This window comes from Clostridium sp., from assembly GCF_032552055.1.
Taxonomy (GTDB): domain Bacteria; phylum Bacillota; class Clostridia; order Clostridiales; family Clostridiaceae; genus Clostridium.
This window is the reverse complement of the sequence record NZ_JAWGSV010000067.1, coordinates 1-13,726: the sequence shown is the minus strand read 5'-3', so window position 1 is coordinate 13,726 and position 13,726 is coordinate 1. Positions and strand designations below refer to the sequence as shown.

Genomic DNA, 13,726 nt, shown 5'->3' with positions numbered 1-13,726 from the left:
CTATATCATTACTACCTAAAATGGCCGAGATAACTGAATATCCATCTATATTATATTCTTTAAATCTATCTATATTATCTAAAGTAATTCCACCTATAACTACTATAGGCAAATTTACATTTCTCCTAATATTATTAAGCTCATCAAAAGATACTACTATAGCATCAGATTTAGTTGATGTAGTAAACATAGCTCCAACTCCTAAGTAATCTGCTCCCATTTCCTTTGCTTTTATTGCTTCTTCAATATTTCTAGCTGAAACTCCTAATATTTTATCTTTTCCTATTAACTTTCTTACTTTATCTGCTGGTAAATCATCTTGTCCAACATGAACTCCATCAGCATCACACAATAAAGCTATATCCACCCTATCGTTTATAATAAACTTTACATTATACTTTTTAGTTAATTCTCTAAGCCTAATTGCTTTCTCTAAAAACTCTTTTCCTAGTGCATCTTTTTCCCTTAATTGAAGCATAGTAACTCCACCTTTAAGAACATTTTCTATTTCATCATAAAAATCTCTATCTTTTAAAATATCTGAATCAGTTATTAAATAAAGCTTTAATTCCTCCATTAGTCCTACCTCTAACTTTCTCACCTAATACTCAAATAACTACTTTACAGTTATCTTCGCTACTTCTTCTAGCTTTTTTGAGTCTAAATTGAATATATTATTCATAAGTTCAGCTTTGAAACTTCCTATTCCTTTACAGTTTTTTGATGCAAGCTCACCTGCTACTCCCATAGAAAGTACTCCCATAGATACAGCTTCTATATTTATTCCCTCAGCACCTAAAAATGAAGCAATAAGACTTCCTATCATGCATCCAGTTCCAGTAACTTTTTTAAGAAGCTCACTACCATTTTCTATTTTTATAATTTTACCTCCATCACTAATGAAATCAATTTTCCCAGTAGCAACTATAATAGTTTTCATTTTTTTAGCTATTTCTTTTATTATATTAGAAATATCCTCATAACTTTCTTTTGCATCTACACCTTGTCCATTACCTTCATAGCCACCAATGAATTTAATTTCAGCAATATTTCCCTTAATTACATTAAAATTTACTTCATTTATTAATTTATCTGTTAACTTTTTTCTTTCTTCGGTTGCAAAAACTCCAACTGGATCTAAAACAACTGGCTTATTATATTTATTAGCCATTTTACCAGCTTGTAAGAATAAATCTAAGTTAGCTGACTTCATTGTTCCAATATTTATTACTACTGAACTTGCCTTACTTACAATTTCCTCTAACTCCTCATAACTATAGCTCATTAAAGGACTTGCTCCTATAGCAAGTGTAATATTGGCACAATCATTTATAGTTACTTCATTAGTATAATGAAGTACTAGAGGATTAACTTCCTTAACTTTTTCTATTAATTCAAACATATTCACACCCCTTCCTTATTCCATAAACTTATAAAAATGATTTACTGGCCCTACTCCCTTACCTATATCAAAACTATTTTTAATAGCATTAGTGATATATTCCTTAGCTAATTCGACTGATTTTTCTATTTCATTACCTAAAGCTAAGTAGGAAGTTATAGCTGATGATAATGTACATCCAGTTCCATGAGTATTTTTATTATTGAGTCTATCTGACTTTAGTTCCTTATAGACATCTTTACCAATTAATATATCAATTGCTTCACCTTCTAAATGTCCACCCTTCATCAATACGTACGTAGGTCCAAGGTCTAATATCTTTTCTCCAGCTTCTTTCATATCTTCTAAAGTATTTATTTTTACTCCACTTATTTCTTCAGCTTCTAAAGTGTTTGGTGTTAAAATATATGCCTTTGGAATAAGATTTTTAATTAAGGCATCCTTTGCTTCAGGCTTTAATAAGTAAAATCCACTTTTTGATATCATTACTGGATCTACAACTAAGTATTCAATATCATATTTACTTAAGGTATCAACAATTTCATTTATTATCTCCGGATTAGAAACCATACCTATTTTTATAGCTTTTGGTTTTATATCTTCTATAACAACTTCTATTTGCTTTCTGATAATCTCCTTACTTAAATCTTCTACCATAAATACGCCTTCAGTATTTTGTGCTGTTATAGCTGTTATAACGCTCATTCCATATGTTCCTATTGCACTGAAAGTTTTTAAATCTGCTTGAATTCCAGCTCCTCCAGAGGAGTCTGAGCCTGCAATTGTCAATGTTGGTATTTTATATTTTTTCATTTGAAAACCTCCTAAAATTACAAAATAAAAAGCTATATCCTAAATTGGATATAGCCAGTAGTTACTAAAATATTGTGTTTTAATTTATACACTATTTAAAGCTTTCCTACGCTGGCATTATCCAGTTCAGGTAATTAGGGTTAACAAATCTAACTTTATTTCTCAGCCTTATGGCACCCCTAGCTAAATATTTAATTTTTATTTAATTTTACCATAATAATCTATAAATGTATATAATGATATATTTTAAAAATAGTTTGTAATTTCTGTTTTAAATGGATTAATATCTTTTTATTTTATAATATTTTTTCTTTATAATCGGACAAACTATAAAAGATAAATATCTTGGAGGTAATTAGAATGGATAATAATAAAAACAAACAAAAAGATAGACCAAAATCTAATGCAGAACTTAGAAAAATGTATTCCGAATCAGGAGCTGAGATTGGTATCGAGAATGGAGTAAAAAAAGGATCTCATTCAAACGGTAAAAAATTTACCAAGAGATCAAAGCTATCTCATAATAAATAATTTTTTAGTTAAATAACATAGTTCTTGTTTAGTAGCTTTGCAACTATTCACTACATTATGTTATTTAACTTCTACATTACAAAAGTATACTTCTTAATATTAGTAATAAGTATTTATGTATAAAAAGGTTGTTGAAAAAACAACAACCTTTTTTAAGATATTAATTTAGTTCTGGCCAATATTCCTTATTAGCTTCTATCATATCATCTAATATTTGCTTAGCTACAAAAGCAGATGGAACTGTTTTGCTCATAGTAAATGACATTAAAGCCTTTTCATAAGATTTTTCAATTGCAGCTTCAACTACTAACTTTTCACAAGCTTCTTGTTGTTCTATTAATCCCTTATAGAAAGTAGGAATTTCTCCAACACGAACGGCTTCTGGACCATCCTTTGTTATATATGCTGGAATTTCCACCATAGCATCATCTGGTAAGTTATTAATTGCTCCATTATTTTCAACCATTACTAAATGTCTCTTTCTTAGGTCAAAAGCTAAGCTCATAGCAACTTCTACTATAAATTCTCCATGTACTCCAGTGAAGAATGGTGTAAGATCAATTTCTCCAGTAGCATTATACTTGTCCACCGTTTCAAATATTTTCTTTTCTCTTCCTTCCATTACTTCATTTGCTCTAGTATGATTTTTATCAGAATGTCCAACAACTTCATCTCCTAGAAGATAGTATTGCATATATGTGTTAGGAAGATATTTAGGAAACATTTGTAACATATGTTTTGCATTAGTGAAAGTATGAAGCCATGATGCATCATTATGTCTTACTTCACTTCTTGAATCTGGTGGTAAATATCCATGTTCAAAAACATAGTTTTTAAGTTCTTCTGTTTTATCTACTCCATTAACCCTAATATTTGTAAACCAACCAAAGTGATTTAATCCAAAATAATCTGCTTCTATTTCATGTCTATCACAGTCTAGTATATTGGCCATATTTCTCATGATTGCAACTGGCATATCACATATATTTAAAATTCTTGCATTTGGTCTTAACTTATACATAGCTTTAGCTACTATAGCTGCTGGATTAGAATAATTTACTATCCAATAATTTTTATTTGCATATTTTTCGCAGTAATCTATCATTTCAACCATTGGATATATAGTTCTTAAACCATATGCTAATCCTCCTGGTCCACAAGTTTCTTGTCCAACAACATTATATTTTAGAGGTATTTTTTCATCTAATTCTCTCATCTTATATAATCCAACACGCATTTGAGCAAAAATAAAATCAGCGTCTTTAAATGCTTCTTCTGGATTAGTTGTGAAAATTAAATTAACTTCTGGATCAAATTTTTCAACAACTTTTTTTACTATTACCCCAACTTTATTTTGACGTTCTTCGTTTATATCATATAATCTTAGTTCATCAATTTTAAATTCTTCCTTTTTAGATAATAAGCTTTTTACAATCCCAGGTGTATAAGTACTTCCTCCACCTACAATTACTAATTTAAATTTTTTCATAACTATATTCCTCCCTATTCTGCTATTTCTAATGCTTCATCTACTATAGTTCTTATTTTGTTTATTGAAAGACCATATACTACTTGTATATTCTTTCCTTTTCTTACTACTCCTGATGCTCCTGTTGTTTTTAATGATTTTTCATCAATTATAGTGTCATCTAAAACATCAACTCTAAGTCTTGAGAAACAATTTTCTACTGTAACGATATTCTCTTTTCCTCCTAAAGCTTTAATAATAGTCAAAGCTTTTTCTCTATCATTTGCTGCATTCTCAATTCCCTTATTTGAATTTTTCATTTCTTTTTTTACTTTTGTTGCATTCTCATTTAAATCTATTGCAGTATCACTCTCATCATCTTCTCTTCCTGGAGTCTTTAAATTCATTTTCTCAATCATAAACTTAAATACTACAAAAATTACTACTATTTCAACTAATCCAACTAAAATATAAATTGGCCAATGAGTTTTTCCTATTCCTGCTGGTAGATTTATTACAAGAAAATCTAAAATACCATTTGTTGCGCATACTCTTACATTAAGTACATAAACTATCATTTGGAAAAATCCATCTATAACTGAATATACAAACCATAATAATGGAGCAGCAAATATAAATGTAAATTCTAATGGTTCTGTAATGCCAGCTATTACTGCTGTTAAAGTGGATGGAATTAATTGAGCTTTTAAATTACTACGCTTTATTTTCTTAGCTGTATAATAGAATGCTAAAGCAACTCCAATTACCCCAAAAGTTTTAACTAATCCATAATTTAAGAATCTAGCTGAATCTGGCATCATTGCAATTGTTGGATCATTTAGTAATGCTAAAAATACAGGTTTAGCTCCTATAACATTTTCTCCATTTATTATCATTTGATCTCCAACTGCTGAATATAAGAATGGAGACCATATTAAATGATGTAAGCCAGTAGGCACTAAGAATCTATTTAAGAAACCGTAAACAAATACTCCTAAAGCCCCTGCTGTACTCATAAATCCTGTAAGAGCTGTGATTCCATTAGCTATAGTTGGCCAAATATATGTTGCTCCAATACTTAAGATAGCAACTATTGGAATCATAATCATAAATACAAGTTTACTGTTACCATAAGGGGCCATTGCTCCCTTGAACTCTTTATTTATATACTTATTATGAATTACAGCAACTGCAACTCCTAATATCATTCCAAGAAAAACTCCCATATCTGTTACATGAAAACCTAATTGAATTGTTTGTCCTGTACCATATAAATCACCAGCAGTATTACCTGCTATTAACTTCCCTGATAACTCTAACCACTTACTATTTGCTCCTAAAAATAAAATATAAGACATAATTGCTACAAAAGCAGCTTCTGCTTTCTTCTTTTTAGCCATACCTATTGCAATTCCGACACAAAACAGAATACTTAAATTACCCATAATAGGTGACAACATACCATTAAAGAACTTTCCAATCGTCCAGATTACTCCACCTTCACTAACTATAGTTGTGTTTGTTAATACAGCTGTTAATGCTATTGACATACCTACTATTGGTAAAAATAAAACGGGTCCTATCATAGCTTTAGCGAACTTCTGCATACTATCTAAAATCTTATCTTTCATTCTAATGTTCCCCTTATCTACTTAAATTTTCTAATTGGTAATTACCTTGAAGATAGAATAACATCTTTAATAAATCTTGTTAATAGTTTTAACCCTTTCAGTAACATGTTACCTAAAAAGTAAACATGTTTACCTTTACATATAAATAAATAAATCGCTGAAAGCATTGTTATACCAGCGATTTATTTACTATTTAATATTATTTTTTTATCTGTTTATTTTTTATATAATGATTTTCTTGCTTAACTTTTTATAATCTATTCATCACTTTATCTAATAAATACTCCATTACAATCATCACTCTAGCATAAAAATAATTAGATGTAATATTTCTATCATCTAGTTCCTTATCATCTAATATATTAAAGTTTATACTAGCTACTTCAGCCATATGACTATTTTGCTTTCCAGTAAAAGCAATAATATCTAAATTATTTTTTTTAGCATAATCTATTACTTTAGTTACACTGTCTGTTTCTCCACTTTTAGATATCCCTATTACTAAAGTTCCTCCTATTTCATTATTATCATACACACCATAAGAATTAGTTTTTATGCACTTAAATCCTAACACAAGCATTTTTCTACAGAAAAAGTCTACAATTGGTGATGAAAATCCTGTACCTGTAATGTAAATTATATCTTGTCTATGCTTTATTAAAGTCTTTATAAAATTTTCTATAACATCCTTATCTATTTCATTAATAAAGTTTGTTATGTCAGAAGTACGATTCTGATTTTTCTCATTATTCTTCATTATAAAGTTCAATCTATATAGCATGTCTACATATCCAGTATACCCCAACTTCTTTGATAATCTTATTATCGTTGTTGCAGATGTATAATTAATATGAGCAATTTCTCTTACTCCTTTATCTAAAACATCATCAATATTTTTTAATATATATTCAAGTACTTGTCTTTCAGTTTCTGTTAGATTATAATTATCCGCAATTTTATAAATGTCAAACTTCATAAGATACCTCCAGTAATAACTACTAAATATAGTATAATGTTTTTTTATAAAATTCACAATTTCTTTAAGAACCCTTATTACTAAAGTAGTTATAAAATTTTTCTTTTGAAACTTTTTATATTCTTTAAGTTATAGAAAAATGCCGTATTATAATTTTAAAATACGGCATCCTAGTACTATCATAAAAATTTCTTAATGTATATCTAACAATAAACAAATAATTCAAAGAACCTTTTTGATAATGTACTATTAAAAATACTTAATAAATACAATAGTCTAGTTTATATATTAGCTTTATCTAATCAATAATTAACTTAAGAAATTTTTTCTTTCCTATTTTTAGTACATCTTCATTTTTAATTTTAGTACCTAATGAATATATTTTCTTCCCATTTAATTGAACTCCACCTTGATTTAACAATCTAAAAAATTCTTTTTTACTTGGTATCAATTTTTCTTTTATTAATATATCTTGTATATCTCTTAGTACTTCTCCATCACATAATAATTCTGGAAGATTATCCGGTATTTCTTTTTTAGAAAAAGCTGTATTATAAAAATCTATTGCTTCCATACACTCTTCATTTGAATGGTATAGAGTTGTTATTATTTTTGCTAATTCCAGTTTAATATCTCTTGGGTTCTCTCCTGATTTAAGCCTTTCTTTTATTTTTTCTATTTCATTAGGATGCTCATCTGTAGCTAACTCAAAGTATTTAATAATTAAACTATCTGGAACCTCCATAACCTTTTTAAACATTATATTAGCTGGCTCATTTACTCCAATATAATTTCCTAAACTCTTACTCATTTTTTCTATTCCATCTAATCCCTCTAATATAGGCATAAACATGGCGATTTGTTGTTCTTGGCCTACTGCCTTTTGAAGAGTTCTTCCCATTAATATATTAAAAGTTTGGTCTGTTCCTCCAAGTTCTATATCAGCTTCTAATGCAATGGAATCATATGCTTGCATTAGTGGATAAAAAAACTCATGAATCCCTATTGATACATTATTCTTATATCTTTTTTGAAAATCATCTCTTTCCATCATTCTCGCTACTGTAGTAGTTGCAGCTAACTTTAATACATCATCAAAATTCAATTTTGAAAGCCATTCACTATTAAATTTAACTTCAGTTTTGTCTTTATCTAAAACTTTAAATATTTGATTTTTGTATGTCTCAGCATTTTTTAACACTTCTTCATCTGTTAATGCTTTTCTCCCCTTAGCCTTTCCTGTTGGATCTCCAATCTTCCCAGTAAAATCTCCTATAACTATTACTGCCTTATGACCTAAATCTTGCATTTGCTTTATCTTTCTTAAAACTACAGCATGACCTAGATGTATATCTGGTGCACTTGGGTCAAGTCCTAACTTAATAATTAATGGCTTATCATCTCTTAATGACTTCTCAAGTTTTAACTTAAGTTCTTCTTCATTAACTATTAAACTTGCCCCCTTATTAATAATTTTTAGTTGTTCTTCTACTGATTTTTTCATTTTTAACACTCCTCTTATATTTAAAAATATAAGCAAGCTCTATAAGAATAATGTACAAAAGCTTTTTTGATAATTTAGAACTTAATTGATTTCTGAAAACAAAAAAACTCCCGCCCCTTATTTCTAAAGGACGAGAGATAAATTCTTCGTGTTACCACCTTAAGTTCATAGACAACTCACATTGCCTACCTTTTCGAGTACTCTAGTTAAAACTAGGTAATACTCTAGCACTATAACGTGTGCAAGGAATACGTCACAGCCTACTAAACCTTATTGGTTATTTGGTGTGAAGCTCAAAGATGTATTCATAATTAGCTTATCTTGCACCTCTCATCAGCCGGTAACTTTCTGTAAGTTTACTAATTACTACTTGTTCTTATCATAGCTTGTATTATCTTATACTCCGAATTATTGCTAACTCTTAGTTATGCTTATTTATTAATATGGATTATAAAGGTTATTTTTATTATTGTCAATATTTTTTCAATATTCCATAAACTAATAATCTATTTTCACTTTAATAGTTCTATCTTTTTTGCTAATATCTAAGGCTTTATTATTAATAATAAAGAATTTTTTCCCTTCTCCAATATATAGCTGTCTCCTCATAAATATATATTTTCTAAAATCTTTCCCTAGATAATCATCTATATTACTTTGATGTACCGAAGGTTCAAATGAAATTAACCCATCATAAGGTATTATTTCGTATGGTAAATATTTTTCAAACCAAATTGTCTTATACTTACTCCAATAAGCTATATCATAAGTTTCTGTTTCTTCATCATAACTTAATTCTTCTAAAAATAAATTATCATTTATCCAGGTATCCTTTATGCTACTATCTGTATCTAAATTTAAATCTTCACTAAAATTTGCCCTTACAATAACTATCTTAGCTTTATTAAACTTATCTATAGCTAAATCTTTTAGAACAAAATTTTCAACCAGTCTAATTCCGTTGTCTAAAACTTCTTTTTCGTCATATGCTCCAAATATGCCCATTCTTTCAATATTCTCACCCTCTATACTAGGTATTAAATGTATACCCTCATTAAAGAAATTTCCATTGTTCACTTGAATGGCTTTAACTTTATCTTCATCATCTGAAACAACTGAATAATCTAAATTTATAGCAAGTGGACTAACTCTTAAATTATTTACTATAAACTTAACACCATCTATTTCTATCTTATTCTCTTCTGGTTTAATATTTTTTACTTCTACAATTTTTGAATTGTCTATATCTATAGTAACTTCTTTGCTTTCTCCATCTTCCGTAAACCTTAAATTAAACTCATCTTTATTTTCTCCAACTTTAAATATTTGAACACATAAGGTATCACCATTACCATTCTTTTCACTATATACACTTGAACCTGATGCAATTTCTCCATCTAAAACCTCTATATTTGATTTTGAACTTATATCTTCAAACTCTTCAGAAGTCCTATTTTCAGAAAGCTCATCTTCTGGAATATCATCAGTTGGCACAAACTTCTCTATATAATTAATATTTCCCTTCATAAAAACAGAAACATATTTATTATCATAAACTACAGCTTCAATTGTCACTTCTTTGCCATTTTTAAATTTAAGTTTCTCATTAACTTCTTGAAGCTCTCCACTTTCATTAAGTTTTTCAACGTAACTATAGTAACTAAAATAGCTCTCATAACCAATAAGCTTCTTTATCATTGCTGATACTGAATTGAAATTAAATACAAATATAAATGCCATTAATATTAAAGCTATCCTTAAATACTTATTATTAAAATTTAACCTCTTCTTTATTTCTATTCTTTCATTTTCAATATTATTTTTATTTAAAGCTCCCCTCATTAATTCTTCAAAATTATCAGGTGCCTTTATTCCCTCTTCCTTTAAATTCTTTAATTCCTTATCTAAGTCCATCATTTATATCACCACCTATATCTTTTCTTATTTTATTAAGGCCTTTATTAATTCTAGACTTAACTGTTCCAAGTGGAATATCCATTATTTGAGATATTTCATCATAAGAATAATCTAAGTAGTATCTAAGCTTTATTACTTCTTTTTGATCATCATTTAAGCTTTCAATAAGTGATTTTAAATAAATTTTATTTTCTGATTCTTTAAAGCCTTTTTCTTCTATAGGATAGAATAAATCTAACTCTTCATTTGTCTTCTTTGATAATTCCTTTTTACATAGATTCACTAATATTTTTTTGCTCCAGCTGTAAAATGAATTTAATTTTCTTAATTTTGGAATTTCCTTGTATAAGACTATTATCATTTCTTGAAGAATATCTAAAGCATCATGCTCATTCTTCATATAAAAGTAGGCAAGCTTATAATAATTATCTTTTTCATTCATAATTAATGATAATAATGCCTCTTTATCTCCATTTCTAGCCCTCTTAACTTCTAGCTCCAAATCCGTCCCCCCTTAACCTTATCTCTATCCTTACATATGTAAGAGTAGCATATAAAAGAAAAAGTTCCCTATCCTTTAAATTTATTTTAAAGAATTTATATAATCTAGCGGTCTATAAATTACACTATCATTACTTATATTAAGATTGCTTTCTTTTACTCCTCCAATTGGATATATATATTTGTTATAAGCATTAATTATTTTTCCCTTTCCCTTATATAAAACTACATGGCCTGGGGTATAAATTAAATCCCCTGGCTGTAATTCTTCTTTGCTAACTTCATACCCTTGTAATTCATCTTCTTGATCATAAGTAGAATATCCTATTTCTACACCAGTAACTTCTCTATAAACCCAGTATGTTAATCCTGAACAATCAAAAGCTTGTTCTCCTACATAAGTTTCTTGACTTAAAGGATAGTAACTATCTCCATAATAACTAATGAGCTCATTCAGTCTTTCTTCTGTCATTATTTCTCCTTTACCACCCCAAACATATTGAAGACCTATCTTTGATTCTGCTAATTCAATAACCTCACTTACTATTTTCTTTTCTACCTCTGTCATATTAATTCCTTCATTTTTATACTTATCTCTTTTAATTAGACTGCTAAATATTAATATTACAGCGCCTATACACGCTAATATAATAAAAGTTCTTTTACCATTTTTAAACCTTTTCACTTTAATATAAATCTCTCCCTTACATCATTCCTTACTATAATTTTACATCACATACTCACTTGCCTAATTACTTTTTGATTAAGAAATTATTAAAAAGCTTATAATATTTAATTAGTTATTATTATCTATAATAAAAAGCTATCTTATCTTCAAGTAAAAATTATAATTTAAGATTTATTTAAGGTTAACTTTATATAATTACCTCAGAAACTAAATTAATAGGAGGTATTTCATGGCTATAAAGTCCTTTCAAAGATATGAAAAGAAGTTTATTTTAAATGAAACTCAATATAAAAAACTTCTTCCAATTCTTTATGAATATATGAATGAAGATAAATTCTGTAAGAATGGAGAGAACTACAATATTTATAGTATTTATTATGATACTTTAGATAATCAGGTAATAAGACATTCAATTAATAAACCTTATTATAAGGAAAAACTTAGATTAAGAAGTTATAAAGCTCCTATAGGAGAAAATGATAAAGTCTTCCTAGAGCTTAAGAAAAAAATTAATGGAATAGTGAATAAAAGAAGAGCAACTCTAACTTTAAAAGAAGCTTATAAGTTTTTAGAAGATAGGATCAGACCCAAGTCATTAGACTTTCTAAATAATCAAGTTTTAGATGAAATAGAATACTACTTAAATAATAATAAAGTCTCTCCAAGGGTTTATATAAGTTATAGTAGAAAAGCTTTCTTTGGAAAGAATGATAAAGATTTTAGAATAACCTTTGATTCTAATATTTTAAGTAGAAGGGATAATCTCTCTCTTCAACTTGGATTATATGGTGAAAATATTCTTCCTAGCAATTCTTATCTTATGGAAGTAAAAATATTAGGCGCAATTCCAATATGGTTAAGCAAAACCATGTCTGAATTAGAAATATATAATACTCACTTTTCAAAATACGGAAGTGAATATGTAAAATATTGTTTAAATAATAATTATAACTCAAGGAGGAAAAACATATGCTAGAAACAATAATATCATCAACTAACGGGGAATCATTTACTTTAATTAATGCTTTACTAATCATTTCATCTTCAATAGTACTTGGCTTAATTATAAGTCTTGCATATATAAAGACCCATAAAAGAGAGGGCTATGCTCCAAGTTTTACTGTAACATTAATTATGCTTCCTGTAATTATATCAATAATAATTCTATTAGTAGGTAATAATGTTGCAAGAGCCTTTAGTTTGGCTGGAGCTTTTTCAATAATTCGTTTTAGAAGTGCTCCTGGAGATCCAAAAGATATAACATATGTATTTTTCACTTTAGCTGTAGGTCTTACTTGTGGTATGGGTTATATTGGATATGCATTTATATTTACTATAGTTCTTTGTGCATTAACATTAATTTTAGATATAACTAAGTTTTCTATGCCTAAAACAAAGACATCTAAGCTTAAAATAACAATTCCAGAAGACTTAAACTATGATGGAATATTTGATGGAATTTTAAATAAATACACTGACTCTTGGTATATTGAAACTATTAAAACTAGAGACTTTGGCTCACTTTTTGAAATTCATTATATAGTTCAAATGAAACTTGATGTAAATCAAAAGAAATTTATAGATGAACTAAGAGTCAAAAACGGAAACTTAAATATTTCATTAAACTTTGCAGGATTTGAAGAAAAAGTTTATAGCTAATAAAAATAACAGGGTTCATCCCTGTTATTTTTATTTAACGCCTTGCGAAATCTACGAATTTAAATTTATCTGTTCTATGTCTAGATTCTGTGTATTGGAAAAGACTCCTATCTTCTAGATATGTATAACTCTTAACTACAACTACCATGTTATCTCTTCCTAAATCTAAATATTTTTTATCTTCTTCTGTTGCTTGCTGTACAGTTATTTCCTTTTTTGCATAGGATATTTTAAGCCCAAGCTCACCTTCAATATAATTATATAAAGAATCCTTACATACTTCTAAGGTCAATGTAGGAACAAATTTCGAATTAAAATAATCTTTATCTAGAATTATTCTTTCCCCATCAATTTTTCTTACTCTAACTATTTTCCATACATAATCTTCATCTCTTAACTCTAACTTAGTCTTAGTCTTATTGCTTGGAGCCTTAAGACTTAATTCTTCTACTAAAGTTATTATTTCTTTCCCCATACTCTCAATTAATTCTTTAAAACTTCTTATTCCAGAAACAGGAAAATTGAATTTATTGATATCTAGTACAAAAGAACCCTTACCTTTTAATTTTTGTATGTATCCATTTTGTTCTAATAAATTTAATGATTTTCTTATAGTATCCCTTGAAACACTATACT

The 13,726-nt window shown here is 28.0% G+C and carries 14 protein-coding genes, 1 riboswitch and 1 other annotated feature; of the genes, 3 read left to right on the top strand and 11 right to left on the bottom strand.

Annotated features, from left to right (window positions below):
* From thiE to thiD, 3 genes are all read right to left on the bottom strand, one after another.
* A partial coding sequence (gene thiE / locus E6248_RS06665; RefSeq protein WP_316340035.1) for a thiamine phosphate synthase occupies positions 1-577 on the bottom strand: 577 nt, incomplete at its 3' end.
* A 39-nt stretch (positions 578-616) separates the two neighbouring features.
* Entirely contained in the window at positions 617-1,402 is a 786-nt protein-coding gene (gene thiM / locus E6248_RS06660) for a hydroxyethylthiazole kinase (RefSeq protein WP_316340034.1), read from the bottom strand.
* A 15-nt stretch (positions 1,403-1,417) separates the two neighbouring features.
* Positions 1,418-2,215, bottom strand: a complete 798-nt coding sequence (gene thiD / locus E6248_RS06655; RefSeq protein WP_316340033.1) for a bifunctional hydroxymethylpyrimidine kinase/phosphomethylpyrimidine kinase — start codon at positions 2,213-2,215, stop codon at positions 1,418-1,420.
* Positions 2,216-2,301: 86 nt separating this feature from the next.
* A riboswitch (TPP riboswitch) is annotated at positions 2,302-2,406 on the bottom strand.
* Positions 2,407-2,575: 169 nt separating this feature from the next.
* Between thiD and E6248_RS06650 the strand changes: the two genes are divergently transcribed.
* The gene (locus tag E6248_RS06650) at positions 2,576-2,746 is read left to right on the top strand and encodes a hypothetical protein (RefSeq protein ID WP_316340032.1); all 171 of its coding nucleotides are present in this window, start codon (positions 2,576-2,578) and stop codon (positions 2,744-2,746) included.
* A 160-nt stretch (positions 2,747-2,906) separates the two neighbouring features.
* On the opposite strand, the gene E6248_RS06645 is transcribed toward E6248_RS06650, so the two are convergent.
* The 7 genes from E6248_RS06645 to E6248_RS06615 all read right to left on the bottom strand — a co-directional run bounded on the left by E6248_RS06645 (position 2,907) and on the right by E6248_RS06615 (position 11,428).
* On the bottom strand, positions 2,907-4,235 hold the full coding sequence (locus E6248_RS06645; RefSeq protein ID WP_316340031.1) for a 6-phospho-alpha-glucosidase: 1,329 nt from the start codon (positions 4,233-4,235) through the stop codon (positions 2,907-2,909).
* A gap of 14 nt (positions 4,236-4,249) precedes the next feature.
* On the bottom strand, positions 4,250-5,845 hold the full coding sequence (locus E6248_RS06640; RefSeq protein WP_316340030.1) for a PTS transporter subunit EIIC: 1,596 nt from the start codon (positions 5,843-5,845) through the stop codon (positions 4,250-4,252).
* A gap of 250 nt (positions 5,846-6,095) precedes the next feature.
* On the bottom strand, positions 6,096-6,821 hold the full coding sequence (locus E6248_RS06635; RefSeq protein WP_316340029.1) for a MurR/RpiR family transcriptional regulator: 726 nt from the start codon (positions 6,819-6,821) through the stop codon (positions 6,096-6,098).
* 298 nt (positions 6,822-7,119) lie between these two features.
* On the bottom strand, positions 7,120-8,325 hold the full coding sequence (gene tyrS / locus E6248_RS06630; RefSeq protein ID WP_316340028.1) for a tyrosine--tRNA ligase: 1,206 nt from the start codon (positions 8,323-8,325) through the stop codon (positions 7,120-7,122).
* Positions 8,326-8,448: 123 nt separating this feature from the next.
* Positions 8,449-8,717, bottom strand: a binding site (T-box leader).
* Between the two features lie 106 nt (positions 8,718-8,823).
* Positions 8,824-10,242 carry a DUF4179 domain-containing protein gene (locus tag E6248_RS06625; protein ID WP_316340027.1) on the bottom strand — a complete coding sequence of 473 codons (1,419 nt, stop codon included), beginning with the start codon at positions 10,240-10,242 and terminating at the stop codon, positions 8,824-8,826.
* Entirely contained in the window at positions 10,226-10,744 is a 519-nt protein-coding gene (locus tag E6248_RS06620; RefSeq protein WP_316340026.1) for an RNA polymerase sigma factor, read from the bottom strand. The genes E6248_RS06625 and E6248_RS06620 overlap by 17 nt, the downstream gene beginning before the upstream one ends.
* A gap of 81 nt (positions 10,745-10,825) precedes the next feature.
* On the bottom strand, positions 10,826-11,428 hold the full coding sequence (locus E6248_RS06615; protein ID WP_316340025.1) for a C40 family peptidase: 603 nt from the start codon (positions 11,426-11,428) through the stop codon (positions 10,826-10,828).
* A 232-nt stretch (positions 11,429-11,660) separates the two neighbouring features.
* On the opposite strand from E6248_RS06615, the gene E6248_RS06610 reads away from it, so the two are divergent.
* Together E6248_RS06610 and E6248_RS06605 are read left to right on the top strand one after the other, a co-directional pair.
* Positions 11,661-12,407 carry a polyphosphate polymerase domain-containing protein gene (locus E6248_RS06610; protein ID WP_316340024.1) on the top strand — a complete coding sequence of 249 codons (747 nt, stop codon included), beginning with the start codon at positions 11,661-11,663 and terminating at the stop codon, positions 12,405-12,407.
* On the top strand, positions 12,401-13,090 hold the full coding sequence (locus tag E6248_RS06605) for a DUF4956 domain-containing protein (protein WP_316340023.1): 690 nt from the start codon (positions 12,401-12,403) through the stop codon (positions 13,088-13,090). Before E6248_RS06610 ends, E6248_RS06605 begins: the two co-directional genes overlap by 7 nt.
* 34 nt (positions 13,091-13,124) lie before the next feature.
* On the opposite strand, the gene treR is transcribed toward E6248_RS06605, so the two are convergent.
* A partial coding sequence (gene treR, locus E6248_RS06600; protein ID WP_316340022.1) for a trehalose operon repressor occupies positions 13,125-13,726 on the bottom strand: 602 nt, incomplete at its 5' end.